The following is a 25,515-nucleotide window of genomic DNA, read 5'->3' on the forward strand; positions in this document are numbered from 1 at the left end:
CTGCTATTTCTCGTCTAACTCCCAGTCGTCGTTAAAGATGTCTGCCCATTCGGTGGTTTCTTCATAACCCTTGTCGGCCTTCTTGAATTTGAGGACTGCGACATCGCCCAGTTTGGGGAATAGCCAGGAGTTGCTGGCTTTGAAGTCAGCTTCATGGGTAGTCATGCCGGAGTTGATGACAACATATTTATGAGGATTGAGTGGATTCGGAAAGATCATCGCCAATCCATGCTGCGACATTGGCCATGTTTTTCCGTTGATCGTGATCGAATCTTTTGTCCATTCGACTGGTAACTCTCTGAAGATGCGATTGATCATCGAGTTGGAACCGGGATCGCCGAAGAGGATCAGGTTGGATTGCAGCATGGTATCGAGGGTGACAGCATTGTCATCAATGATGCGTACTTCGCCACGCATCCATTTGTCGAATTCGTTATCAAAGCGTTTTAAAGTCCAGTCTGCCCAGGCTTGATGCTCCTTCGACCAGGGAACTCCCGTGCCTCGAACACAGACGAACGAACTCATGAAGGCATCGTCAATTGGACCTTGAACATTGTGCCGTTTGCGGCCGCTGCCGTTTTCCTGATAGTCGCGGGATTCATCGTAGTCAAGAACTTCCCAACCGGCATCGAGTTTTTCGTAATAGACTGAAGGCAGCAAATCGTCGGCGGCATCCCGTAAGGGCAATGGGGGTTCGCCATCAATAGAAATCTGATCGGCAATATCCCGACTGATGCTTATCACCCGTAGGTTTTTTGTTTCCAGATTCAATGTTCCATCGGTGCCATCATATTCGGATTCGACCAGACTTTCCTGATACGTTTCGTCCAGTTCTTCAATTTCCAGCCAGTGACACTTATTGTATTTCGGCGTGTAAGTGACGAAGCGGATTTTCTTAGGCCCCGGGTAAGCTGGCAAGCCTTCCCGATTATGCTCTGCCAGAAATGCCTGGAACTCAGCCTCGGCTTCTGGCGTGAATTTATGGCCGATGTCTTTTCCAATGATCAACTTGAGTGGAACATCATTCTTCTCAGCCTGTTCCAGCATCAACTGACCAGACTTTAACTGCGAGTCCTGATCGCCTCCGTATCCTACAAACGGGACTTCACCCAGATTGATGGCATAGTTAATCGCATCGTAAATTCGCAGAGGTTTGTCCTGATAGCTCGGCAGTTTCTCATCTTTTTTCTGGTAGATATAGAAATCGACAAACCCGGCTCCGGCTCCAGCAGAGGCCCATTTATCGGGATGATGCACGCCCAGATGCCAGGCTCCCGCTCCTCCCATCGAGAAGCCCCAGAGAGTAATGTGTTTGTCATCAATCGAGAAACGTCGGGAGACATCGGAAATCGCTTCGAACACATCGGTCTCACCGGCCCAGCGGTAAGCATTGTCGATGCGACCGAAGACATCAATTTGAATCCAGGTTTGTTTCTCATCGGGAGCTTTGCCTGCATTCTTTGAGATGAAGCCAACTTCGTTCTGCCCTCCGCGACCATGCAGGACGACGTAAAGGGGCATCCGTTTTGCACGTGAGCGGTCGGGGTCAAAATTCTGCGGGAGGGTTAACGCATAAGGTTGAACCGAGTGATCGACTTCCGAAATATAACCACAAATCTGTCGACCTGCTCGATACTGCCGTTCACTTTTACCCTGAATCTCTCTCAATAATGCATCGGCTTGCTGCACGACAGCATTTGCCTGTTTGATGGTCGCCTTTTTGCTGAACTCATCATGCTTAACAATCCATTCGAGTGCTTTCACATGTACCGAAAGATCGGCATAGTCACTCATGAATTGCTCGCCGTCGATCACATAGGAGACGCCGTGACGCCGGCCTCCTTTTTTCCACACCTCACCAATCTCTTCTAACTTCGTCCGCATGATCTTCGTTTGGCTTTTGAGCGTCTCCAGTTCTTCAGCAGAGGGAGCCTGTGCAGTAAGCGGCTGCGTGTAGACGAGAGTGAATATTACTATCAGGGAAAACCGGATAAGTGAGCGCATGATGGAAAATCCTGCAGATGTGAATATTGAAGACAATGTCCATCTTCAGTTTAACGAGAAATGCAATGCAGTGGCGAGTCAAATGCCAAGCCATTACGCTTCAGGATTCAAAATCAATCTGCAGGCATCAAATGCCCCACGAGCAGAGATTCTTCACGCTTCAATGAAATTCCTGATCTCAATGATTGCACTCTTGCAGGAGTTGACGTCTCTTGTCACCACGATGAGTATTTGTGGTTTCCTCCTCCACAGGCAGGATGGACAACTTTGAGCAAGGTGCATTCTCAGGGCAACTTCTGCTCTTGAGCCTGAGCCGTATTCCGAATCGCCCGCCGGTTTTCTCTCGTCATCAAGACATCTTTCAGAACCTGTTTCTCAGATGTTCTGGGTGACTCTACGACCAGCGTTACATTATTTCCCGGCTCATGTCCCATTCGAGTTAACAACTCGACCAGATCTTCTTCGAATCTCTTTTGCCACAGATCCCCAAAAGTTTCCTGGCTATAAGTCACGATCTCTTCAGAGGGAATGTCATTGATCGAAATCAGTCGATACCACTCTTTATCGACTTTCACTTCCGGCTGATCTTCTTCCCATCGTACAGCCGCGAAGGGAGAAAGTTTCGGATACTCTTCATTAATCTCATGGAGAATCATGTCATCCAAGTGATAGGCCACATAAAGAATTCCTGACATTCCCAGCAGTGTGATGATGGCAGCGAGTAAATAAGAAGCGAATGATCTGCGAGGTGATACCGTAAAAGAATTCGGTCCTGTTAACAGCGGATATTCCCCGTTGATGCCGCCATTGGACTCATCTTCCAGACTTTTCAAAAGTTCCAGCAATTCCAGCCGACGAGGTTCTAACTGGGTCTTTACCGCCTGTTGATTGATGAGATAGACAAAATAATAAATCACAATCACTAACAGCGACATACTCAGGAATACGATCAGGCGGGCCAGAAAATCTGACCAGCCTCCCGCATCGACCAGCGGAATATCAGGAGTAAAGATTACCTGTGCAAAAAACGCCATTATGGAAAGTGTTGGCGGCAGCAGATACCACCACACAAGGTTTCGCAATAACCAGATTTGATTTTCCTGTTCAATCAATGATCGCTGAACGCATTTTATCAGCGGTTCGTCAATCTCGCTCGGCTTCTGCATGTACCTCATGCGGTAGACGATCATGAAACCCGCGATCCAAATCAGCACAGGGATCGTCAAGTACCAGGTCCAGGGAAGTGCATTTGCAATCCCCAGATAGATCCACACCGGAATCATGATCAGTGCGATAGCGACTTCACGAAAGTCTCGCCAAAAGATCGTATTCTGGAATCCACTTTGGTTACGAAGAAATTCCCGGATCAGCAAATCCGCATCAATCGTCAAGCGTGTTTTTGAGGACTGAGCTTGCCAGGCCTGCTGAAAGTCATCCGGCACTTGAGGTTGTTCAGTGTTCATCGTTTGTGCCTTTCATCAAATCATTCAAGGCTTTTTTCGCTCGGTTCAACTTCACGCCGACATTACTTTCTGAGATGCCCAGCACTTCTGACATCTCGCGATAACTCATCTCATCGAGATAAAGCAGCACCAGAGCCGCATCGCCCTTGGGGAGTTGAGAGATCGCCTTATAAAGCTGGTCCACGACTTCCTGCTGTTGAACCTGTTGAATTCCGAAATTGCTATCAGAGATTATCTGGACTTCCAGCAAAGGCTTCTGTAACGATCGACGTGGCTTATCTTTGCGCTGCCAGTTCATGGCCGTTTGCAAAGCGACTCGATAAAACCAGGTCGCTGGAGCCGACTTCCGCTCAAACTTCGCCAGTGATTGCCACGCCTGCAAAAGAATTTCCTGAGCCAGATCCTGACACTCTTCACTGGTCAACGTGTAAGCCCGCGCGACCTTCATCACCGCAGAGCTATGCTCCTGCAGCCAGGCCATGAACAGTGATTTTTGATCGTCATCAAGCAATGCAAAACCTTCTTTCAAAGGTATTGGTAACTTGAATCAGCTGAAACTTACAGGAAAAGCAAATAATTTAAGCAGAACTGCCCGGCAGATTTCCTGCGAAGTGCAAAGAGAGACAACGCATCAAATGACCATCGGCGGAACTCTTTTTGCTGACATGAAGGAGAACGAAGTAATCCCATCGCAAGTTCAGTCAATGACGAAGCAAGAGAGACTCATAACGCAATATTCTTGCGTCTCAATTTCCCCTGGATCACACGGGAAATAATTTACCACATCGACTTGAAGGGATTGAGTGCAAGGAGCCCCATTCATCTGACCTGCGGCCAACTTCTACCCAGGGAGAAAGAAGTAAAGCATCCCAAACCTCTAGTACCTCGATTCATTTGATTTTGTCTGTTGATCAATTTTGAGTAATGAATTATTCCTCGCATGTCTGTTTTGATTCAGGGAGGAATCGCGATGAATAAGAAGTATGTGGTGCGGTTGGATTCGGCAGAGCGGGATTTACTGGAGGCCATCGTTCTCAAGGGGAAGGCGGCGGCTTACAAAATTAAGCATGCTCATATCCTGCTCAAGGTGGATGCCGAGGGACCTGGCTGGTCGGATGAGAAAACAGCCGAAGCATTCGGGTGTCATCTCAACACGGTCAAGAATGTCCGGCAGCGACTTGTGGAAGGAGGGCTGGAAACGGCCCTGGAGCGAAAGAAACAGGAGCGTCCCTCCCGTCAGCCCATTTTTGATGGCGAGAAAGAAGCTCGGTTGATCGCAACATCCTGTAGCCAGGCGCCGGAAGGCCGTGCGGCCTGGACGTTGGAGTTACTGGCCGATCGGATGGTCGAGTTGGAAATTGTGGAGAGCGTGTCACCGACAACAGTTGGTCGGACGCTGAAAAAAACGAGTTGCAGCCTCATCGCCGCAAATGCTGGGTGATTCCTGCCAAAGAGAATGGCGAGTTTGTTGCTCGGATGGAAGATGTGCTGGACATTTATCAGTGGGAGTACGACGAAGAATATCCGGTGGTGTGTATGGACGAGCAACCGATGCAACTGATCAAAGAAACCCGGCAGCCGCTTCCCTGTGAACCGGGGAAGCCTGCCCGATATGACTACGAGTACGAACGAAACGGAACCGCCAACCACTTTCTGTTTACCGAACCGAAAGCGGGCTGGCGAAAAGTGAGCGTGCGTCCGACCAAGACGCGTCGCGACTGGGCCACCGAGATCAAAGCGTTGCTCGATGAAGAGTATCCGAATGCGGAAATGGTGATTCTGGTTTGCGACAATCTGAATACTCACACCGTGGGGGCGTTGTATGAAACATTTGAACCGGCTGAGGCGAAGCGCCTGGCCGACAGGATCGACATCCGATACACGCCCAAACATGGGAGTTGGCTGAATGTCGCCGAGATCGAATTGAGCGTGTTGACCAAACAATGTTTAACGCGACGCATCCGAGATATTGAAACATTGAGCCGCGAAGTGACAGCTTGGATGAACCATCGCAACGAAAGCCAATCGGGTGTCGACTGGCACTTTACAACCAGCGAGGCTCGTATCAAACTCAAACGCTTGTACCCACAATATCAAATGAATTGAGGTACTAGAGCATATTTACAAAATTACCTTCAGCGTTCTGCAGGGGCAAACACATCGTTTTTAGGACATTTGATGTCCATGCGACTGCAGATACCATTTGAAAATGGTCTAAAAACGCGAACAGTCAATTATGCAACGCGTTTTTGTTTGACTGCTTGAAGACGAGCATTAATGCAATTGTTTTGCAGAGATTCCAGCACACGATCGGCTACCTGAACCGCCTGCAAACCGGCTTTACCATCGACGCGGGGTTGTGTGTTGTTGCGGACGCAGTTGGTGAATTCGAGGAGTTCTGCGGTGAGGGCATCTTCCTCTGAAGCCTGAATGGTTTCGGTTTCGATGAATTCTCCAAACACACGGGTCCGCAATTCTGCGACATCTTCTCCGGCTCGCATGCGGTCTTCCATGGCTGGACCGGTCAACATTGAATGAGTAGGCCGCTGGATGGAAACCTGACGCGTGTGTAAATCGGCGGTGAGGTTTTCAGTGCTTGTCCAGACACTCAAACTCCGGCGCGGTTCCGGATTCACTCGGCTGGCTGTGATGTCGGCAATGCTGCCACCGGGAAACTGCAAGCGTGCCTGGACGGTATCTTCATGAGCGCCCATGATTTGCGAGCCAAACGCTTCGACTTTGGTTGGCATGGTGCCCGTTAAGTGGAGAATCAATTCGATATCGTGAATCATCAAATCGTGAATCACGCCGATGTCGAGGGAGCGGAATGGAAACGGACTGAGCCGTTCTGCCCGTAGATAGCGTGGAACCGATGTGAGGGAATCACACAGCAATTCGAAAGCCGGGTTGAAGCGTTCGATGTGACCAACCTGCAAAACACAATCGTGATCGAGGGCCAGCTCAATCAGCTCCTGAGCCTGAGCGACATCGGCAGTGAGCGGTTTTTCAACCAGGATATGCTTGCCCTGCTTCAAACAGTTCGAGGCAATTTCATGATGCAGGAACGTTGGTGCGACCAGGGTGACGGCATCGCATTGATCGATGATTTCAGAATACTCGGTCACCCAGTCGGTTTGATGTTGTTCGGCAACCGCCTGAGCTTGAGCGGCATTGGGATCGGCAACCGCGATTAAATCGACCCCCTCCATATTTGCCAGAATTCGTGCATGATGACGCCCCAATGCGCCGACACCGATGACAGCCATGCGAATTTTATGTAATTGACTCATCTCAATTCCTCTCAACTCAAAATACTTACAAGTTAGATTTGTCTTTTTACTACCTGTTCCCAAAGGGGACTTTGGAAACGAGTCTAATTCTATAATTTCAAGCAGCTTTAATCGTTTGTTGACTTTGATACGGAACCATTTGTTTCAGTCGTCTGGCCAGCTGATGATTGTGTCGATGTCCGCTGCGAAACGCGCGAATGTGTCCTTGAACATCACATCCGCAAAGTGCGAGGTCTCCCAGGCAATCCAGAAGTTTGTGTCGGGCACATTCGTTGTGTGCCCTTAATGAATTTCCAACAGGGCCATTCTCGCCGTAGACGAGTAAGTCAGCGGTAGTCACCTTCTGACCATAACCCTGTCGCTGCAGATACTCAATTTCCTGTTCGAGCACAAATGTGCGTGCCGCAGCAATTTTTGTCACAAAGGTCTCGGGTGTAATACTGAAATCAGCCAGCTGTGGAAGAATGCAGGAGTTGAGACCATAATTCAAATCGTAACTGATTCGAAGTCCACTGAAGTAGGGGGCTGTCGAAATGATCGCATCCCCTTCTTCAACTGTATTTTCTTCATTGATGACAATAATGTTCCGTTTTGCGGATTGAGAAATCGGCTGGCCATCGAGTAATGCAGCCGCATAGGGTAGGGCGGAACCATCACAACCGGGAAGCTCGGGGCTGTTTACCTGAATCCTGCAATTATCAATCTGTAATCCAGCCAGAGCAGCCATCACATGTTCAATCATTTCCACCGAAGCCGTCCCATTGACGAGTTTAGTGCGACGTTCTTCGGCTGCAATAAAATCGATATCGGCTGGAATCTGAGGATGACCTGGCAAATCGATTCGCTCGAAAACGATTCCTGTATTCTCCTCAGCCGGGAGAAAGGTCACGGTGACATCGGCATTCGTGAACAGCCCGAATCCCTGGACGGAGGTCGTCTTTGAAATCGTCTGCTGATATCGATCTTGTTTCATTCGTCACTCCTTGACGATGTTGATCATTAATGACAATCTGTAATAAATTGTCAGGCCGTAGCCTACTGGTTGAGTTCATCATTCAAACAAGCACTGCTGGGCAGGCCAGCTGTGGCACACCTCTCTGACACACTCGCTTGCGCTTCTTGCTTGTACGGGTGTCAAAATTCGTCAGGTCGTGCCTGAACGATGTACGCAACGCTGTCCCCTCGCTGACGCTTCGGGGTTTTGTTTATATAAAAAAACGAGCCGATACGCACGATGGCATCGACTCGTTTTGTTCATAGCCTGAGAACTCCCAGGGGGGATTTGATTATCATTTCACTGGAAATGAAATCAACTTAATTATTTAACAGGATTGCCAGGAGCTTCTGCAGTGGCAGGACCGTACTTCTGGTTGAGGTACTTCAAGACGGCATCGGTAATGTCGATCTTGCTGTTGTGCCAGATCACCTGACGATTCATGTTCTGAATCAGTTCCTGTGCATTGTCGGTTTCGTCGACACCATCACGGCTGAAACGAATGATGACATCGTAGTTGTAGTAAGAGGCATACTGTCCAACAGCGGCGACAACTTCCATGTAAACGTCTTTGTAAATCTTAGATTCACGACGCAGGAAATCACGCTGTTGAGTTTTGCGGAATGCTTCGAACTGAGTTGATTGTGAAATCAACTGAGATTCCAGCTTCTGGTACTCAGGAGTACCTTCTGTGTAGGTTCCATCTTTGAGAGTCTTCTGCAGAGCCTGCAGCTGTTCGCTCATCGACTTGGCTTTTTCATCACTGGCTTTGATGTCGTTTCGCAGCTGATCACGCATGTCAGAAAATTTGCGGTAATCCTTGAACAACGTCGCCATATCAATCAGACCCACATTTCGCTTGGGTTGATCGGCACCAGGCTGCTGGGCCTGCGTGGTCGAAACGTTGGCGGTCAGGGATACAATGAACCCCAGACACAGGGTCAAGAGAGTCAATCGTTTCACGTCAGGCACTCCTTTGCTAGTCGTCGTAACGTCAGACCGTGAATTCGGTCCTCAATTTTGTTCGAATATGTGCTCCATGCACAAATCATTTCGGATCATTCACCGCCCGCATCAATGTCATCCAAGACATTCATCACGTGCGATGAGGCGAACTTTCGCAAGTTCAGCCATTGGAGTCAAGACGAGTGTTTGAAGAATCAATATTTGCAGATATGACATTTTCGCCAGAAAATAGGATTGCTCGCAACCAAACGTACAGGAACGTTTCGCCAATTGCAGACTGAGCCTATACCGTGTTCCAAAAGTAGAACGGAAAACAATCATATCTGGGTGGCGGGGGCGCTCTCGAAGAGAAGCCCCCGAATCGTCGAGCTTCCGGGGGCTTCCGCTGAAGCGGAGCGCCCCCGCCACCCTGCAGTTGTGGGTTGGGTTAGCGGAACGCGTAACCCAACCCACGATCTACTTGCACTGGCAAAGCCAGTGGCACACAACCCAACGTTTAAATGGAACAATTCACCAGAAATTCCTGATAAACGAAAAAAGGCGTAGCAATGTAAAATCACTACACCTTCAACTGTAAACCATCAACCTTCAACCCAACATTACTTCATCAACTCAGGCGGAGGGTCTGACAGGAAGATGTTTCTTTTGATTTCATCAGCCAGCGGACGCCGAACAGGACGGATGACACGGAAGCCAACATGCAGCGCATCGGTATGATACCACATACTTTTGGGAAGTTGTGGATCGCGGACTTTCCAGAGCGGATCGGACTTTTGTCGTGAGGCACTGCGGAGGAAATCGGGATCGTCGTACCAGGAACCGCCGCGGACAACACGGGGATAGAGTGTCTTTACGACAGCGACCGGGTTGAGAGTTGGTTTATCGGTCGGGAATGTCGAATAGAAATCGGAGATGTATTGATCCTGAGTCCACTCGGCAACATTGCCGTGCATATCGTGCAGGCCCCAGGGGTTCGGCTTTTTCTGTCCGACTTTCTGATAGACTTCGTCGACATTGTCGTAGTACCAGGCGTACTCGTCGAGCATCTCGGGATCATCGCCAAAAGAATACGCAGTGGTGGTGCCAGCGCGACATGCGTATTCCCATTCGGCTTCGGTTGGTAAGCGATAATAGTCGCCCGTGATTTCCGTCAGCCATTCGCAGTAAGCTTTGGCTGCCAGTTGAGTCATGCAAATGGCAGGATAGCCATCGTGTCCCATACCGAAGGTCATATCACGATACTCTTTGGTTGGACGCGTCATCGCATCGGCTTTCGTGTCTTTCTCATTCGCATCCAGACCGGCCAGTTCCCGGCGTTGAACATCGAGTTTGTAGCGGAAGGTATCGTACTCGTCCCAGGTCACTTCGCATTTGCCCATCCAGAAGGGTTCGACCGTGACAGGATGCTGAGGGCCTTCGTCTTCCTGACGGTCGGCTTCATCTTCCGGGCTACCCATTTCGAAGGTGCCGCCGGGAATGGGCAGCATTTCGAAAGCGACTTCGGTGTAGGGAAGTTCGACCGTATAAGCATCGAACTTCACCTTATCAGCTGCGGGTGTCTTGTCCTCAGCCTGTAGAGGTGAAACAATGAGAAGGGCCAGTCCAAGAGAAAGCCCCGAACTTAGAAATCGATTCCTATGGTGCATACGTCAATTCTTTCCGCGAAATATTTTAAGCTTGAGGGAAGGCGGGATTGGGGGAAGGGGTCCGAACAAAGTCCATCGTCGGGGAAAACGAATCCCACGCGCACTCCCCACTCTCTCCAACGGCTTCTGATATCGGCCTGTTTGTTATTTATAATTTCCATGTTGACGGGAAACTGTCAAGCATTGGCTGCCGAAAAGCCGGTTTCTGCACCAATTCGATTCCAATTTCAACAAATACGGATGGGTGTACCGTGGCGAATTGAGTTTTATGCCGATTCTGAACAAATCGCTATCGATGCACAAAAGGCCGCCTTTGCCCGCGTCAAAAAGCTCGATCTCATCCTATCCGATTACGATCCCGACAGCGAACTGAATCGACTCTGTTCGCAAGCCATTGCCGGACAGGCGGTTTCGATCAGTGAGGATCTGTTCAAGGTTCTGCAGGCTTCACAGCAGATTTCCCATAAAACTGGCGGAGCATTTGATGTGACGGTCGGACATCTGACCGATTTATGGAGACGCGCGTACCGTAAGCAGAGTTTGCCGGTTGCAGAAGCTTTGCGGGCCGCCCTGGAAAAAACTGATTATCGTCTCTATGAATTGAACGAGGCAGAGTGGACAGTTACGTTTTTAAAGAACGATTTGCAACTCGACCTGGGAGGCATCGCCAAAGGTTACGCAGCTGATGAAGCGATGAGTGTTCTGAAAACTCACGGCATTAAGTCCGCCTTGATCGACGCCTCTGGCGATATTGTCGTCTCCAACGCTCCGCCGGAAAAAGAAGCCTGGATTATTGCAATTGCGCCACTGCGAAAATCAGATAACGATCCCGAAGTCTATCTCAAACTCGTCAACTGCTCGGTCGCGACCTCGGGGGATGCGAGTCGTTATGTTGAAATTGATGGCGTCCGTTATTCCCACATCGTGAACCCAGTAACCGGCCTCGGCCTGACTACTCCGAGCAGTGTCACGATCATCGCCCAAACCGGCATCACTGCCGACGCTCTCGCTTCCGCAATTTCCGTCATGGGGCCAAAAACCGGATTCTGCGTACTGAAGAAAGAACATGCAGAAGCCTATGTTGTGATAGGCGGGAAGGAGAAGCCGGAAGTTTTCCAGACTGAGGGATTTCCTGAATATTGAGCAATGATTTTGCAGAAAGACATCGTGGAGTCATCTTATATTGGCAAAATTCAATTGAAGTAGCCACTATGCTATGCAAAATCTAACACCTCATTTCCATCTCATCGACTTGTCATTGCATTCGAGAATCAAAAGTCATGTTTAAATCCGTTGCACACCAGACACTCTGTTTTGCGTTCTCTTTTTTATCTATTGCAGCTATACATGATAGTGCGAATGCCGAGCAAACTCATCCGAATATTTTGTGGATAGTGGGCGAGAACTTTTCGAATGATCTGGGGTGTTATGGGCAGGCAAATGTTTCTACACCCAATCTCGATGCTTTGGCAGAGTCTGGAATTCGTTACACGAATGCCTTTTCGACATCGCCAGTTTGTGCGCCGAGTCGTTCCTGCTTTATGCTCGGGATGTATCAAACGACAACCGACACACACAACATGCGGTCGCATCGCGATGATGATTTCAAACTGCCACCTGGTATACGACCATTAACGCATCGTTTAAAAGACGTTGGCTACTACACCGCTAACATTACCCATTTGGGGGATGTCGAAGTTGGAACTGGCAAGCTCGATTTGAATTTCGTTAACGAAGGCCAACTTTACGACACGGCACAATGGGACGATTTGAAATCTCATCAACCGTTTTTTGCACAGGTCAATATGCCCGAAGCGGAGTATGATATCTATGATCGCAAATCAGCCGAGAAGGATCGCGTGAAATGGGTCGGTGAAGAGTGGCATCCTCAAATCGCAACTCCTGAAAATGTCACTCCACCCCCTTATTATCCTGATCATCAAATTGTGCGAGAGGAATGGGCGCGGTATTTAAATTCGATTAGCGGGACCGATATCCGCATCGGAAAAATTCTTCAGCAACTCAAAGCGGATGGACTCGATGACAACACGGTTGTCATCTTCTTTTCCGATAATGGAAGGCTTACCGCGAGAGGCATTCATTGGCCGTTCGATCAAGGTTTACGAGTTCCGGTCATTATTCGAGATGCCCCCAAATATCCCTTTCTTACCAGTCAGGAGTCGCCCGGCACTGTCAACGATCGCGTGATCAGCCTGCTTGATATGACGGCGACAACACTTTCCATTGCTGGCATTTCACCGCCACTGGGTATGCAAAGCCGCATCTTTCTCGGGCCGAATGCCGATCCACCGCGAACCTATGCGTTTGCGGCTCGGGACCGCATTGACGAAACGGTTATTCGAATGCGATCGGTTCACGATAACCGTTATCACTACATTCGCAACTTTACTCCCGGAGCCGGTTTCGAGACGTTAAATCGTTACAAGGAAAAATGTTTTCTCGTCAAACCACTGATGCGTAAACTGAAAGCAGAAGGCAAGCTGACCGGTCCTCCATTGGAGTTGATGCAACCCTTTCCTGAGGAAATGCTGTTCGATGTTCAGGCCGATCCTCACGAAATAAAAAACCTGGCCAAGTCCGCAGTTCCTGAACATCAGGCGGCTCTGGTTCGCCTGCGAGCCGCGCTCGACACGTGGATGATCGAATCTGGAGATCGTGGTCATCTTCCCGAACCTGCTGATGTGATCGCCCCTTTTGAAAAGGAAATGCAAGACTGGTTCGGCACACCAGACTGGGCTGCAAAGCCTAATTGAATAACAGAACTGGTCGCTGAGACCTCAACAGGCCGAATGAAAAAATGAAGAATACGGAAGTGGAATTCCGAATTAAATCGTGATGATTTCCAAAATTGACTGTACTGTAAATGTATCAACAAAAGATAGTCCCTCCGAGCGTGACATTGACTGAAGGTTTAGAATGTTGACTTTCAAGAACAATCTGTCCTGCTTTCCTGCGAGGTTGTATTATGGATCCATTCCGATTTGCTCCAGAATTATTTGAAATTCGTACAGAGGTCATGGAGCGACTGAGTGAAGAAGGTTTCGAGTGGTTGAGTCACTATTCTTCAGTCGATCCGATTCATGATGATTTTGGGATCGAGGTTTGCGGAATTCACGAGCAGATCGACGCGCAATTGATTTTGCTGCTTCTGATCAGAATGTTCCCCGACTGGTCTCCTGGATGCCTGTGCTATAAAGACTATGGATGTGACCCAGGCTGGAAAGCAAAAGTCTTTCGTGATCCTCCACGGGAACGGGAATGTTGGGAGACAGCAGGATAATGCCAGATGCCATACCCCGGCTGGATTCCAGGCAGACTGAATATTGAATTCACATGCGGTTTATGAAAAATAACATTAGTTCAAAACGAGCTCAGAACCTCGCATTCTCGATTGCGATCGCATGCCTGGGTGCGTGCTATTATCTTTCGATTCCCGATCCTCTCTGGTTGCCGGGAATCATTCCAGATTCGGCAGAGCCTTATTACGCGACTTTGAATTTGGCTCAGGGGAAGGGATATTTCATTCAACCGAATCCGGCAGGCGAATTCCTTCGTCCGCGGTACCCATTTGGATTCACCGTTTTCTTTCTCCTTCCACTCAAGTGGATCGGGTTGCCAAATGCCGCATTATTCTCAGTGACTGAATTCTGCATCATCGCCACGGCTCTGTTTGCCTTTCGGATCGGTTTGAAGGATGGCGGTCGGCGTGTCGCGGTGCCATTTGCTGTTGGTTGCCTGTTTCTGCCGGATTTACAACTCAATGCGCGAGAGTTGCTGAGCCATTGCCCGGCTCTGCTGTTGTTCATGGCAGCCTGGTGGGGACTGAATTCGCAAGATCGATTTCGTATTTTTCTGGCGGGAGTCTTCTTGGGCATTGGTGTCACGGTGCGCCCAGCCGGTCTGCTGCTTGGCCTGACAGCTGGTTTGGCGATTGTGCTCGCCAATGGAATTCGCTGGAGAGATTCGGTGAAGCAACTTGTCTGGCTTGCTTTGGGGTCGGTTCCCTTCGTGATTGCACTGTTAGCCTTCAATAAAATGGAATTCGGAGGCTGGCTTCGAACCGGATACAGTTATCATTGTTCGGTTCCCTACGATTTTGGTTTTTTGCTATTCAACTGGGATCCTGAGTTTCTGGCAAAAAATGCTTGGGGTTATCTGTTCCCTTATGGAAATTCTCAGACCATGATTTTCCTTTCGGTTCTGATTCTACTTTTTGCCGGAATTGGAATGCTGTCCCTCTTGAGAGTCTCTCTCCAGAAAAGTGACTGGCCAGCCGGTTTGACATTCCCTCTACTCTCGGCAGTCGCGATCTTTTTGTTTCATATTTCGCACGTATTTTTCAATCCCGCGTTCATCTATATCACTTATATCGTGATCTTGTGGCTGGGCATCTGTGGGATTCTGGTTTTGTTTCGGCGCGTTGCAGGGATTCAACCGCTGCCTGGAATTGTCACCTGGGTAGTGGTGGGGCTGATTGTCGCGGTTGGCTGCGGAAAATTATCGAGACGAATCAATAAGGGAGATGGCTGGGACAGTCGCAGAGGGAATGCGGAAATTCTCCATACCATTCAGCCATTCATTCCGCAGCAGTGTCAAATTGTTGTTGGTCAAGGCCTCAATCCGCTGGTTGCCAGATACGAGCTCGTGAAGACTCCAGAACGAACCATGCTCACATTTGACCGCGGCGTGGAATACTCAAACAAAGTCATTAATCGCGAACCACCGGATGTTGATCTTGATGCAAATACACACTTTCAGGATCATTCCAAAGCTCTGGAGTGGGGTGGTGTCAAAATTTTCCCAACCACATTTCAGGAAGATCCGACTCAGTTTCTCGATCAACCGTTGCCGATCCTGTTCATTAATGTCGAGCTCAGTGAAATTGAAAAACTTGCCAGCGAACGGACAATTCAGCAGATAGTTGAGAATGTCTATTTGCTGGAAGTGGAGTAGCTTGCTGAGAGTTTCAAGATTAAAGATCGCGGAGGATATCGATGGCTCGGGGACTGTGGCCGTTGTGTTTTTTCATGTCGTAAAGTCGGCCTCGTAATTCCTGGGGAGGAGGCAGGGCCTCGGCGGTGTTATTTTGCGGGCGAAAAGCCAGATCGAAGAAAAACGGGAGCATCAACAGATAACCCATCACCATAATTAAGAGGGGTTGATGAACGACTTCCCAGCGTCGTGTCAGATAAACGGCTCCTACGATAACCAGCAGTAACCAGAACCCGCACAGGACCTGAAAAATTAATAGCCAGAGTTCATGCACTTTGTGGACCTGGAAATAGGTAACACCCAAATACAGACACAGCGGACTAATGACAATCAGTGGAGCCAGCGATCCAAGTAACGGGGTGACATCGATCGCATCTTCATCAATCGTTGCTTCGCAAATGATCCCTACAGCGGCCATTAGCGTCTGGATCAGTCCCAAAACCGCCAGGCCGACGACTAGGAGATAGAGCAGATCGGAATTGACCCAGCCGAAAATCTGGTCGTAAAACGAGACAACTGCAGTCGCGGTCACCACGGAAATCGTTCCCGGATACTGGACTTTTCCCAGCAGCATGATTGCGAGCCAGAACAGAACAATTTCGACGGCTCCAATACAGATTGTTGTTCGGTTCCACCCACCCAGGCTTTGGAGCCAGACTCCTGACTGTGATTTCCGAATTTGCAGCCGGGCGAAGATCACCGAAGTGGCGACCAGGGACAGAATCAGAATCGGCAGAATGGCCGAGAGAATCAGAATGCTGTAAAGCGAGCCCCGCGGGATGCCGGGGAGCTTCCCGAACTGTTTCTCTTCGTATGCATACAACAGACCTGTCACAACAACCTGACCCACCAGAATGAAATTCCAGTAGTACCACGTTGCGTTATTAAACTCCCAGGGCATGGGGACGGACGTATGCTTAATGAGCATGGCAATGATAAAAATTGCCGAGCCGAAGAGCGTGAGAATCGCAACTGGAAATGCAACCGGTCGCGCCCAGTCCGGCACAAAGCGATTGAACCGGTTTGCCCGGATCGCTTTGCGAATTTGACTTAGTGAACTTCCCTCCATTCGGTCGGAAACGAGTTGCAATTGTTGCCGTGTCTGGTCAAGCAGTTCTTCTCTGGAATCTGATGTGTCATTCACGGCTACAATTCCTAACCAGCAAGATGAGATTCCCCAACTCAAATGACATCCTTATCAAAGTCGTATCTTTTCTATTTGGGCAGTCATTGTCGAGCATCGTTGAAAAGACTCACCAGAAATTCACACTCGGACTGGACTCAGGCTTGTCATAATTCAAGAAAAGTTAGATATGGAATTTACAGTGTTACCAATTATCACTCTCCGACTTGGAACATCATGATGAATTCATCGATAAAGCAGAGTCGGCTCGATTCTCTTGATGCGCTCAACTCCATGGATCACTTCGGTATTAATTACTCTTCGAGCAAGTTTTCCGAAAAACCTTTTTTGAGTTGCAGTAATGAACTCTGACACGTATTGTGAACAGACGTTTCGTAAGGAGATGGCAACGATTCAAGGAAGGAATGATGATGAAGACTTTATTGTACGGATTGGTGACGTTGAGCCTGTGTTCGCTGGCAGTAGCCGAAGAACCTGCCTCTTTAGAATCGCGACTGGAATCGCGATTTCATTGGGATCAGACTGTATTAGCGATCCCCGAAACGATTACCCTGGCGGAATTGTTTGAGCAGATTCATGAGGACTACCAGATTCGTATTCGATTGGATCGCGCAGTCAGCAATCTGATGGTCGAGTCGATTTCCTCTGAAAGCGATCCGGTCGTCTTTCAAAGTGATCAGGTCGCGACTTATCCACAAACGCCAGGTTATCAAATTCCAGGCATCCAATTAACAGCATCTGGATATCATTCTGCCTGTCCAACATGTCAAACCAGTCCTTCGACACAGCCCATGACCCCGGTTGGCGGAAGTCCAGTTGCTTATCCAGCGACGCCGCAATACACGAATAATTATGCGGTGCCCTCTGTAAGCGTGCCCGTTGCCTCAACACCAACTGTTGAAAAAGTGGTCCAGCCAGCACCCGTTAACGGGAGCGTTCAGGAGGCTTCCGTACCGAACCCCAATGAGCCAGATGCTAACGCTGTTCGAATTACTCCAGTCGTGCCCATAGAAAAAGCGAGTGAGTCGGCCCCTTCAACTCCAGTAGAGGAAGTGGTCAGTCCTGCTCCGGCAATTCCCAATGACGAAGTCGTTGATCCGTTGCCGTCTGCTCCTGTTGAAGAGGTTCCTGAAGTTTTGGAAGCGAAGACGATTCAGATTGGCCTTCATGAAACGATCTTTGAACATTGCGAGATTCCAACCCGTTATTTTGATGACACGATGACAGTTGAGCAGGTGATTCGAGCAGCGATTGCTCAAATCGGAACGATGCTGGATGTTTCGGGTGAACTCGATGGAATCCCTTCCTCTTACACACACGTTTACGACTGGGATTTGATGGTGAAGGATGAAACCGTTTTTATCACCACGAAGCTGCAGTCAAACCTGCATAAAATTGTGCGAGTTTATAAGACCCCTCAAGAAGGAAATTTCACCTCGGAAGAACTTGCGGCCTGTATTCAGAAGTCAATTCGTCCGTGGAGTTGGCGGGACAACATCGACAATATTGTCGACATCGTTGAGTTTGATCTACCCGATAACTTTCAGTTTCCAGATTTGTCAGCTTCGAACCTGAAAGTCGATCTCTCAGGAGACGGGGACCTGGTTTCGGTCAAAAAAGACAACGAAGGAGAAAACGTGGCGAGTGATGCAACGTCTTCCAGTCCGGATCCTTCCGTTTCCTGGGCGGCGATGAAAGCGATGTGTTCGCTCTTTTCTACGGGAACCAAAGCATTTGCACACGGAATGCTCTCCACAACTGAAATGCTACACTATGGCGATCCGCCAACTGGAACTATCGAAACGTTGCCCAACATGTTGATCATCTCTCAATCCCGCGGAGCCCATCAGGAAATTTCCGCTTTGATGGATCAAATTACGGAAGCTGCGACAAAATAGTCTGCGAGTTATAACAACCAGTCATGGATAAGAAGAAAGCCTTCATTGAAAATCAATGAGGGCTTCTTTTCAAAACAGACATTTGTTAGACCATTTGAAAATGGTCTAACACTCGATTGGATGAGATGATTCACACACTGACTCAGTTTGCATAAAGCGATTTATTTCGAAGGTTAATCGAAGCGTTCGGAGAATTTTGAATCACATTCGGAGTGTGTCCCATGATTTTTCATCTGGCTCTGTTTTAGGCATGATTCAGGTGCATAAGATTTGTCGAAGAGTTAACATCAGTAACATGGCATATTTAAATGAAATCACTGTTAGGTCTCTCAGGAAATGATATCACTATGAAATCCATGGCACCGAAATTCAAATCTATCATCAGTTTGTTTGTTGTTCTATTAATGACTGGGTGTGGGGGCAGCGATGCACCAGAACTAGGCTCCGTGAGTGGACTGGTGACCCTGGATGGAAAACCGCTTGCCGATGCTCAAATTCGATTTCAACCGACTTCAGGTCGATCCTCCGAAGCCGTTACTGATGAAAATGGGAATTACACATTACGCTATACGGCTGAGGAAAATGGAGCATTGCCAGGTGAGCATCAGGTATTTATAACGACCGCAACTGAAGGACAAGCAATGCCCGCTGAAGGGGGCGATGAAGGAGAATGGGTCGAAGGCCGGGAAGAATTGCTGCCAGAAAAGTATCATGCAAAGTCAGAGTTGAAAGAAACCGTAACTGCAGGAAATAACACCATCAACTTTGAATTGACTTCGAATTAATTCAGTAATAGGTATGCATAAAAAAAAGAGAAGTGCAAGGTGTTGCACTCCTCTTTTTTATTTTGAATTGCTCTAAAATTCTCCGACAACCTGATTGTCTGCAATTCCCATCAACGCCTCCAGCGTGCTGTCAATGAGATAAGGGGCAGCCGATTCCTGATCGTTGTCGATGTTCTCGCTGATAAAGCGGACAGAGCCATCGCACATGACGAACTGTGCTCCCCCCTGATGCTTGGAGCCAAAGTTCCCGTTTCTGGAACTGTTTGCGGTTGTCAAAATGGGATTGATTCCATCTCTGACATGTCCCATGATGGTAATAGCCCCCTGGTTCCAGGACGGACCGTTATCCTGTGCAGAAGGACCATTGCCGTTGGCATCGCGAACTGCAAGTAAGGTTCCTGCTTTCATGACTTGTCCGCTGTGCTTATAAGGACGCTCCCCAATGAGCAGGGTATTACTGGTTCCATCGGAGATATCTCGAAATCTCGTGCTGCTGTCTCGATAAAACACCCCGACGGCTCCCTTGGTTCCATCATTTCCTGCCCCGGTATTCGGATTGATTCTGACATTCGTTGTATTGTTGCAAGCGATGTAATTGGCGACAGGGAGTCCGCTGTTTGCGTTGCCGGGATTCGTTTCAATTGCATATCCCGGAGCTGTACTCGTGCTATGGAATTTGGGAGCACCGGCATCCGAGGGACACGTAAATGCGGGCTGTGATTGCTGCATACTATTCTTATTGAGCGACATGTTTTGAGAAGCCGAGACATTTCCAACCTGCAACTGGTCGTACAGTGGGGAGAGTTCCACCATCGGCAAAATAAATGCCGACCAGGCCCAGTGACCATCGTTATCAGCAATTGTCTTTCCATTGCCACGTTCATCAACATATCCCGGAGGAAAAGCCTTGTAGACATCATGATAATTGTGCATTGCCAGTCCGAGTTGCTTGAGATTGTTTTTGCAACTGGATCGCCGGGCGGCTTCACGGGCCTGCTGAACAGCTGGAAGCAATAATGCGACCAGAATTGCAATGATCGCGATGACCACGAGCAACTCGATTAACGTAAAGCCCTTGTTCGTAAAATGCCTCTGGACAGATCGCATTAGTCCGCCTTTCAAGAAAGGAATAGATAATAAATTTGGTGAGAGAAACCAAATCGTGAATGGAATTTTTAATTTAACATCTTGAACTGGCATAAATCAACAGTATTTTATATTTAGGCCAAAGCAAATGACCGCATGAACAGTCTATTATTTTGCAGTGCTCCAGCAGTTTCCATTGATGGATCGAGCAATCATGATTGGCTAGTCCACGCGTTTCAGCCGAACGACACGCAGGTCGATTCCCTGAGCCGGTCGCGAGATTCCTTTGCGAGCGAAATGCTTGATTTTCACTTGGGCCGTATGCATGCCTGCAGTTAATTTCATGTGACCCGTTTTTATTTTTGCCCAACTGGCTTTGGTTTGATAGTTGTAGGAGAAAACGTGATCGGGTTTGTTGACGAGAGGCGGGTCGTAAGCTTTGGGAATGACGACTGATGACTTTTGATCGCCAATGCACACTTCCATTTCCACGCCAACATCATTGCGATGACATGTGTACTCCATCTCGATTTCATACTCGCCAGCACCGAGGACCTCTAATTTCCATTCCGGATAGGCAGCAGGGTCAGTCCATTCATGAATCCAGCAGTTCGCAAATCCGTTTGTCGTATCGCCCGTATAACTGATTCCCTCGCCATGGCCCGGAATCAGTTTCGATTCACAGGGATACAACTCGAATTGCTGTCGCGAGGCGTGGCCAATCGGAATCGGACGCTCTCCAATTTCCGTTGCCCCGGTGCTGGCAAACCAGTCTTCGAATGCTTGAGCAAAATCAGCCACCAACTCAGAATGCTCGGCTGAGAGATTCTTTGTCTGCCCCGGATCGTCCTGCATATCGAACAACTGCCATTGACCGCGAGAAGTCGTCGCCCGCCATTGCTGCGTGCGGACGGCACCGTTCATTTTTTCCAGGCCGGAACGTGAGCGGAAAGTATCGGTGAAGATCATTCGTTCTGGCCAGTCTGGATTTTGCTGTCTCAGCAATGGCACAAGACTGACTCCATCTAAAGGAGGCTCCGCTGGACGTTCGAGATAACAGAGTTCCGCGAGGGTTGGTAGTATATCGATATGGGCAGAGATCTCTTTAATGGTTGTGTTTGCGGGGATGATGCCGGGATAACGAATGAAGCAGGGAACTCTCACGCCACCTTCGTTGTGAGAGCCTTTGCGCCCCAACATTCCGGCGTTGAAGCGGTCGCTATTGATGCCGTTATCTGTAATAAAAAGAACGATTGTCCGTTTGCTCTGTTCCGTTTTTTCAAGTGATTCAAGCAGACGACCGACATTGTCGTCGATGTTTTCGACCATGGCATATGCACATTGAGCCTTTGCGTCCAGTCCAAGACCTTCGTATTTCTGCCAGTATGCATCCGGCACACGCCAGGGAGAATGTGGCGTATTGAACGGGACATAACAAAACCACGGTTCTCTGTCATTCTCTTCCATGAAGTCAATGGCGTGATCCGTCAGGACATCAATGATGTATCCTTCCGTGGAAACAGACTTTCCATTGTGTTCAAGCGGGCTATCGAAGTAAGTATTCCAGTGGCCTCCACAAAACCCGAAAAACTCTTCGAATCCCTGCCCGTTGGGATGCATGGGCATGTGCCGTCCGTTATGCCACTTCCCAAAACACCCCGTACGATAGCCCCCCTGCTCAAAGCATTCAGCCAGTGTGATTTCGTCTGCGTTCATATTTTCATACCCTCGTGTCACCCCTGTCACTCCTGTTCGCAGATGGTAGCGGCCAGTCAAAAGACTGGCTCTTGTGGGAGCACAAACAGGCGAGACATAAAACCGATCGAATCTGGCTCCAGACTCTGCTAAGCGATCGAGCACTGGCGTCTTCAGATAAGGGTTTCCATGCGATCCGATATCTCCGTAGCCCTGATCGTCCGTCAGGATCAGCAGGACGTTTGGGCGAGGCGCTTCTGCCGCCTTCGCCGTCATGCCGTTTGCTGCCAGGCAAAGGAGGATCAAAAGTCGTGAGCCAGCCAGTGACCAAGCACATTCAACAGGTGTGGATTTCATGAGAATATCTTCTGAATAGATCTGCATTTTGATGAGTTCGGAATATTCGATGGGTTTATCATGCATACCAGGGATTGTAAGAACAAGGGTATCGGATGTGAGTTGAGTAAACCAAACTCCTCTGAACATGTTGGCGTCAGGTCTATACCCCTTAACCCACTACTCAAACCTGTCGATCTCATCCCATCGTATCCAGCACCTGAGGCGAACTGATCAAGCCAACCGGGCTGGGATATCCTCTGAGCGACCCCGCCGAGTGATTAAAAGAGTTGCATTTGAGTAGAAACTTCATGCATTGAAAACGTGCGTTCAGCCCGGCGATGGATATCCATAAGTCTTTTCACAGAATAGACTTAACACAACCAGACATAATTAATCCACATCGGCATAGATTTTGCACATTGATATTATTGTTATTCTCCATGATTCTGTCACATCCAAATTGGATCGACAGTACAAATTATTTTTCTTCCTAATTAATTCTTGGTGATGCCTAAACTTAAGGCTAACAAGAAAGCTTGAATGGGGCCTGCCAGATGAAGACACGTCACGGCTTTACACTGATTGAACTCTTGGTTGTTATCGCCATAATTGCCATACTTGTTGCTTTGTTGCTCCCAGCTGTTCAGCAGGCCCGCGAAGCTGCACGCCGCTCCAGTTGTAAAAATAATTTGAAGCAATTGGCTCTGGCGATGCATAACTATCACGATGTTGTCACCAAGTTACCTCCTGGTGCATTTCGTACACCGCAGGTGAATTACCCGTTAGGCTGGGTGCCTCGGCTTCTTCCCTATATTGAGCAGGGAGCCCGAAACGATGCTATGGAAGCGATACAAAAAGACTACACAACACTTCGAAGTCCGTATCGTTCTCATGACCAGCAGAATCAGGTTTTCACAACTCCAATTACGGTTTTGACCTGCCCCTCCTCTGCTCTTGGAGATACCGCTTCGGACCACACCACTTCCGGAAACTTTCCCTATGCAGATCAACAAGGGGCATTGCACTACCGAGCCAATGCGGGATCGATTGACGTTGATTTCGTCGCGGGAGTGACTTCAGCACGAGACCATGCTCGATCGGGCATCATGTTTCCCGAAAGTAAAATTCGCCTCAATGACATTAAAGATGGAACGACGAATACCATCATGTTTGGTGAAACCTCAAAGTCTGCTGGCTGGAGTAGTTCGATGATTACAGGTTTTGGTGGAATTAAACCGTGGACTTGGGGATTCTATGATTACTCAGATGGCGATTTTCTTCTGATTGACCATAAAGTCGTTCAATATCCCATCAATTACCACGGCACATTCCTGACGAATATGACTCCATTCACCAGCTACCATCAGGGAGGTGCTCAGTTTGCCATGTGCGATGGAAGCGTCACATTCCTCAGCAATAATATGTCATTGGATATTCTGAAAGCATTAGCTACGCGCAATGCCGGCGAAGTCGTTGGTGAATTCTAAAACCTACCCAGCGTTTTATTCCGGGAGACCAATTGCTGCAGAAATCATTTGCAAATGGTCTGTTCAAGCCAAACCATTCTGAGTAATGGTCATCAATTCTAATTAGATTCAATCGAGATGATAAAAAAAGAGCTCTCTTTCCTGCTTGTCGCCTTGTTCATTGGCTGCGGCGACGCAGGACCTCCTCTTGCTGAAGTTTCTGGAATTGTCACATTTGATGGAGAACCTCTCCCAACTGGCACAATCACTTTTGTTCCGCAGGGAGAAGATATTCCCTATGCCTACGCAACAATTCAAGGCGATGGCACCTACTACGCCAAAACGCCTGAATATGGCAACGGCGTCCCGATCGGAAACCACAAAATCATGATCAGTGCCATGAAAGACATGGGACCAGAAGCGCCTGTCGAACTGTTGATCCCTTCCAAATACAGCAGCGATCAAAACTCAGGTTTGACAGCCAATGTAGTAGCAGGCGAAAACACGATTAACTTTCCACTCGAAGTGGAAAAGACAAAACGCAAAAAACTCTGATCGCTCATTTCTGCCCATAATTCGGAACAGAAATACACAACACCGGCAGCACCAGTGGCATGTACTCTTACGTATTCTCGGTCAGTGATTCGCAGGGTGTCCCGACCGACTATGTCGATCGGCTGCTTAATGAACAAAATGCTTCACCCCTCGCTCTTGATGTCTATTGAACAGCAAATTTATCGCCGATACCCCAGCCGACGTCCAATGCGGCCGGGCCATCGGCGCCAAAGTCCTGGCGGTTGCCACCGGACACTATTCCCTGAAGAACTCGAAGCGAGCGAACCCGATGTGACACTAACCGATATGAGCGATGCCGCACGAGTCGCGGAATTGTTGTTGGGATAAAACCCGTAGGACAGGCTTCCAGCCTGTCTATACTTCGCAATGAGCATTTCTCGAGAGCCGGCCTGTTCCATGGGTGGCCCCGAAAGATCCATACACGCGAACGGCAAAGCATCATTTGCTTGCAGCATCCAATCGACAAAGTCGGTCGGGCCTGCCTGCCGCAATTTGCACATTGAAATTGCATTCTTTTTCCATCTAAACGTACATTAAGTAATTGCAATAATGTAATTAAAGTTGGTACGATTGACTTAAAGATACATTTTGTACCATACTCCTTTCTCATCCAATTATTTGATAAGGAGGACAAATGGATAAGCTGGCATTGGCAACATTGTTGTCATGGACAGGTCCACTTCAAGGACGTAAGAGACTTCAAAAAGTAGTTTTCTTGCTTCATTGTGCGAAATTCCCCACTAATGCAGAATTCATTTTGCATCATTACGGCCCATATTCGCGAGATGTTGCTCAAACATCAGACGCATTGGTAGAAATAAATGTTATTGAAGAGTCAGGTGGGGCTCCACCGATAGGTAATGGATTTTGCTACAAGCTAACAGATCGTGGAAATCAGTTGCTCCAAAATACCCAATCACCTCAGATTGAAGAAATGCTCAAATTTCAATCGTTGGCAAATGAACTCGTCAAAGAAAATCTGTGGTACCTTGAACTTGGAGCCACGATTGCGTTCTTTATGCAAGAAGGCGAAGATGTTGATAATGCTGTAACCCTTGCCTGCAAATTCAAGAATGTTGCAGATGGCTCTGATTCTGTAATCGAAGCGAAAAGAATTGCAGAAAAAATACATTCATTTCAACCTGTATGA

The 25,515-nt window shown here is 48.4% G+C and carries 22 protein-coding genes; 12 read left to right on the plus strand and 10 right to left on the minus strand.

Features of this window, described 5'->3' with window-relative positions:
• Nucleotides 1-3 precede the first annotated feature (3 nt).
• Nucleotides 4-2,004 (minus strand): prolyl oligopeptidase family serine peptidase, encoded by a 2,001-nt coding sequence (locus Pan54_RS18035; RefSeq protein ID WP_146504807.1) that lies wholly within the window; start codon nucleotides 2,002-2,004, stop codon nucleotides 4-6.
• On the opposite strand from Pan54_RS18035, the gene Pan54_RS18040 reads away from it, so the two are divergent.
• Nucleotides 2,003-2,275, plus strand: a complete 273-nt coding sequence (locus Pan54_RS18040) for a hypothetical protein (protein ID WP_146504808.1) — start codon at nucleotides 2,003-2,005, stop codon at nucleotides 2,273-2,275. The two genes, Pan54_RS18035 and Pan54_RS18040, sit on opposite strands and share 2 nt — an antisense overlap.
• A gap of 13 nt (nucleotides 2,276-2,288) precedes the next feature.
• Here Pan54_RS18040 and Pan54_RS18045 read toward each other — a convergent pair whose 3' ends face one another.
• Entirely contained in the window at nucleotides 2,289-3,467 is a 1,179-nt protein-coding gene (locus tag Pan54_RS18045) for a hypothetical protein (protein WP_146504809.1), read from the minus strand.
• On the minus strand, nucleotides 3,457-3,978 hold the full coding sequence (locus Pan54_RS18050; RefSeq protein ID WP_146504810.1) for an RNA polymerase sigma factor: 522 nt from the start codon (nucleotides 3,976-3,978) through the stop codon (nucleotides 3,457-3,459). The genes Pan54_RS18045 and Pan54_RS18050 overlap by 11 nt, the downstream gene beginning before the upstream one ends.
• 459 nt (nucleotides 3,979-4,437) lie before the next feature.
• On the opposite strand from Pan54_RS18050, the gene Pan54_RS18055 reads away from it, so the two are divergent.
• Nucleotides 4,438-5,573 (plus strand): IS630 family transposase gene (locus Pan54_RS18055; protein WP_449314306.1). Its coding sequence is split into 2 segments (ribosomal slippage): nucleotides 4,438-4,876 and nucleotides 4,876-5,573, totalling 1,137 coding nucleotides; the frame shifts between segments, so codons are not numbered across the junction.
• Nucleotides 5,574-5,701: 128 nt separating this feature from the next.
• On the opposite strand, the gene Pan54_RS18060 is transcribed toward Pan54_RS18055, so the two are convergent.
• The 4 genes from Pan54_RS18060 to Pan54_RS18075 all read right to left on the minus strand — a co-directional run bounded on the left by Pan54_RS18060 (nucleotide 5,702) and on the right by Pan54_RS18075 (nucleotide 10,363).
• Complete coding sequence (locus Pan54_RS18060) at nucleotides 5,702-6,757, minus strand: Gfo/Idh/MocA family protein (RefSeq protein WP_146504811.1); 1,056 nt, start codon at nucleotides 6,755-6,757, stop codon at nucleotides 5,702-5,704.
• A 97-nt stretch (nucleotides 6,758-6,854) separates the two neighbouring features.
• Nucleotides 6,855-7,730: a UDP-3-O-acyl-N-acetylglucosamine deacetylase gene (gene lpxC, locus Pan54_RS18065; RefSeq protein WP_146504812.1), complete on the minus strand. Its 876-nt coding sequence runs from the start codon at nucleotides 7,728-7,730 to the stop codon at nucleotides 6,855-6,857.
• Nucleotides 7,731-8,075: 345 nt separating this feature from the next.
• Nucleotides 8,076-8,714 (minus strand): OmpH family outer membrane protein, encoded by a 639-nt coding sequence (locus Pan54_RS18070; RefSeq protein WP_165441840.1) that lies wholly within the window; start codon nucleotides 8,712-8,714, stop codon nucleotides 8,076-8,078.
• Between the two features lie 602 nt (nucleotides 8,715-9,316).
• A complete protein-coding gene (locus Pan54_RS18075) occupies nucleotides 9,317-10,363 on the minus strand; it encodes a formylglycine-generating enzyme family protein (RefSeq protein WP_146504814.1) in 1,047 nt (348 codons plus the stop codon).
• Between the two features lie 183 nt (nucleotides 10,364-10,546).
• Here Pan54_RS18075 and Pan54_RS18080 point away from each other — a divergent pair, with 183 nt between their 5' ends.
• The 4 genes from Pan54_RS18080 (at nucleotide 10,547) to Pan54_RS18095 (ending at nucleotide 15,337) form a co-directional block, all read left to right on the plus strand.
• Nucleotides 10,547-11,506 carry an FAD:protein FMN transferase gene (locus Pan54_RS18080; RefSeq protein ID WP_165441841.1) on the plus strand — a complete coding sequence of 320 codons (960 nt, stop codon included), beginning with the start codon at nucleotides 10,547-10,549 and terminating at the stop codon, nucleotides 11,504-11,506.
• Between the two features lie 137 nt (nucleotides 11,507-11,643).
• On the plus strand, nucleotides 11,644-13,137 hold the full coding sequence (locus Pan54_RS18085; RefSeq protein WP_146504816.1) for a sulfatase family protein: 1,494 nt from the start codon (nucleotides 11,644-11,646) through the stop codon (nucleotides 13,135-13,137).
• Between the two features lie 212 nt (nucleotides 13,138-13,349).
• On the plus strand, nucleotides 13,350-13,664 hold the full coding sequence (locus Pan54_RS18090; protein ID WP_146504817.1) for a hypothetical protein: 315 nt from the start codon (nucleotides 13,350-13,352) through the stop codon (nucleotides 13,662-13,664).
• Between the two features lie 62 nt (nucleotides 13,665-13,726).
• Nucleotides 13,727-15,337: a hypothetical protein gene (locus Pan54_RS18095; protein WP_146504818.1), complete on the plus strand. Its 1,611-nt coding sequence runs from the start codon at nucleotides 13,727-13,729 to the stop codon at nucleotides 15,335-15,337.
• A 19-nt stretch (nucleotides 15,338-15,356) separates the two neighbouring features.
• Here the strand turns inward: Pan54_RS18095 and Pan54_RS18100 are convergent, their stop codons facing one another.
• A complete protein-coding gene (locus tag Pan54_RS18100) occupies nucleotides 15,357-16,520 on the minus strand; it encodes a hypothetical protein (protein WP_146504819.1) in 1,164 nt (387 codons plus the stop codon).
• A gap of 410 nt (nucleotides 16,521-16,930) precedes the next feature.
• Here Pan54_RS18100 and Pan54_RS18105 point away from each other — a divergent pair, with 410 nt between their 5' ends.
• Together Pan54_RS18105 and Pan54_RS18110 are read left to right on the plus strand one after the other, a co-directional pair.
• Nucleotides 16,931-18,418, plus strand: a complete 1,488-nt coding sequence (locus tag Pan54_RS18105; protein WP_146504820.1) for a hypothetical protein — start codon at nucleotides 16,931-16,933, stop codon at nucleotides 18,416-18,418.
• Between the two features lie 347 nt (nucleotides 18,419-18,765).
• On the plus strand, nucleotides 18,766-19,203 hold the full coding sequence (locus Pan54_RS18110; protein WP_146504821.1) for a carboxypeptidase-like regulatory domain-containing protein: 438 nt from the start codon (nucleotides 18,766-18,768) through the stop codon (nucleotides 19,201-19,203).
• Between the two features lie 72 nt (nucleotides 19,204-19,275).
• Here Pan54_RS18110 and Pan54_RS18115 read toward each other — a convergent pair whose 3' ends face one another.
• Both Pan54_RS18115 and Pan54_RS18120 read right to left on the minus strand, forming a co-directional pair.
• On the minus strand, nucleotides 19,276-20,310 hold the full coding sequence (locus Pan54_RS18115; protein ID WP_146504822.1) for a DUF1559 domain-containing protein: 1,035 nt from the start codon (nucleotides 20,308-20,310) through the stop codon (nucleotides 19,276-19,278).
• Nucleotides 20,311-20,511: 201 nt separating this feature from the next.
• Nucleotides 20,512-22,341 (minus strand): arylsulfatase, encoded by a 1,830-nt coding sequence (locus Pan54_RS18120; RefSeq protein ID WP_165441842.1) that lies wholly within the window; start codon nucleotides 22,339-22,341, stop codon nucleotides 20,512-20,514.
• 536 nt (nucleotides 22,342-22,877) lie between these two features.
• Here Pan54_RS18120 and Pan54_RS18125 point away from each other — a divergent pair.
• From Pan54_RS18125 to Pan54_RS18140, 4 genes are all read left to right on the plus strand, one after another.
• The gene (locus Pan54_RS18125; protein WP_146504824.1) at nucleotides 22,878-23,810 is read left to right on the plus strand and encodes a DUF1559 domain-containing protein; all 933 of its coding nucleotides are present in this window, start codon (nucleotides 22,878-22,880) and stop codon (nucleotides 23,808-23,810) included.
• Nucleotides 23,811-23,927: 117 nt separating this feature from the next.
• A complete protein-coding gene (locus Pan54_RS18130; RefSeq protein WP_207310172.1) occupies nucleotides 23,928-24,344 on the plus strand; it encodes a hypothetical protein in 417 nt (138 codons plus the stop codon).
• A gap of 138 nt (nucleotides 24,345-24,482) precedes the next feature.
• A complete protein-coding gene (locus Pan54_RS26925) occupies nucleotides 24,483-24,692 on the plus strand; it encodes a hypothetical protein (RefSeq protein ID WP_146504826.1) in 210 nt (69 codons plus the stop codon).
• A 307-nt stretch (nucleotides 24,693-24,999) separates the two neighbouring features.
• The gene (locus Pan54_RS18140; RefSeq protein ID WP_146504827.1) at nucleotides 25,000-25,515 is read left to right on the plus strand and encodes a hypothetical protein; all 516 of its coding nucleotides are present in this window, start codon (nucleotides 25,000-25,002) and stop codon (nucleotides 25,513-25,515) included.

Origin of the sequence: Rubinisphaera italica (assembly GCF_007859715.1) — a bacterium.
In the GTDB taxonomy this organism is placed as follows: Bacteria; Planctomycetota; Planctomycetia; order Planctomycetales; family Planctomycetaceae; genus Rubinisphaera; species Rubinisphaera italica.

Excerpts from the sequence above, each read along its gene's own strand:
- Pan54_RS18075 (WP_146504814.1), bottom strand. The coding sequence starts at position 10,363 with ATGCACCATAGGAATCGATTTCTAAGTTCGGGGCTTTCTCTTGGACTG.
- Pan54_RS18105 (WP_146504820.1), top strand. The coding sequence starts at position 16,931 with ATGAAGACTTTATTGTACGGATTGGTGACGTTGAGCCTGTGTTCGCTG.
- Pan54_RS18125 (WP_146504824.1), top strand. The coding sequence starts at position 22,878 with ATGAAGACACGTCACGGCTTTACACTGATTGAACTCTTGGTTGTTATC.
- Pan54_RS18110 (WP_146504821.1), top strand. The coding sequence starts at position 18,766 with ATGAAATCCATGGCACCGAAATTCAAATCTATCATCAGTTTGTTTGTT.
- Pan54_RS18035 (WP_146504807.1), bottom strand. The coding sequence starts at position 2,004 with ATGCGCTCACTTATCCGGTTTTCCCTGATAGTAATATTCACTCTCGTC.
- Pan54_RS18040 (WP_146504808.1), top strand. The coding sequence starts at position 2,003 with ATGATGGAAAATCCTGCAGATGTGAATATTGAAGACAATGTCCATCTT.
- Pan54_RS18140 (WP_146504827.1), top strand. The coding sequence starts at position 25,000 with ATGGATAAGCTGGCATTGGCAACATTGTTGTCATGGACAGGTCCACTT.
- Pan54_RS18085 (WP_146504816.1), top strand. The coding sequence starts at position 11,644 with ATGTTTAAATCCGTTGCACACCAGACACTCTGTTTTGCGTTCTCTTTT.
- Pan54_RS18115 (WP_146504822.1), bottom strand. The coding sequence starts at position 20,310 with ATGCGATCTGTCCAGAGGCATTTTACGAACAAGGGCTTTACGTTAATC.
- Pan54_RS26925 (WP_146504826.1), top strand. The coding sequence starts at position 24,483 with ATGCTTCACCCCTCGCTCTTGATGTCTATTGAACAGCAAATTTATCGC.
- Pan54_RS18090 (WP_146504817.1), top strand. The coding sequence starts at position 13,350 with ATGGATCCATTCCGATTTGCTCCAGAATTATTTGAAATTCGTACAGAG.
- Pan54_RS18130 (WP_207310172.1), top strand. The coding sequence starts at position 23,928 with ATGATAAAAAAAGAGCTCTCTTTCCTGCTTGTCGCCTTGTTCATTGGC.
- Pan54_RS18095 (WP_146504818.1), top strand. The coding sequence starts at position 13,727 with ATGAAAAATAACATTAGTTCAAAACGAGCTCAGAACCTCGCATTCTCG.
- Pan54_RS18060 (WP_146504811.1), bottom strand. The coding sequence starts at position 6,757 with ATGAGTCAATTACATAAAATTCGCATGGCTGTCATCGGTGTCGGCGCA.
- Pan54_RS18120 (WP_165441842.1), bottom strand. The coding sequence starts at position 22,341 with ATGAAATCCACACCTGTTGAATGTGCTTGGTCACTGGCTGGCTCACGA.
- lpxC (WP_146504812.1), bottom strand. The coding sequence starts at position 7,730 with ATGAAACAAGATCGATATCAGCAGACGATTTCAAAGACGACCTCCGTC.
- Pan54_RS18045 (WP_146504809.1), bottom strand. The coding sequence starts at position 3,467 with ATGAACACTGAACAACCTCAAGTGCCGGATGACTTTCAGCAGGCCTGG.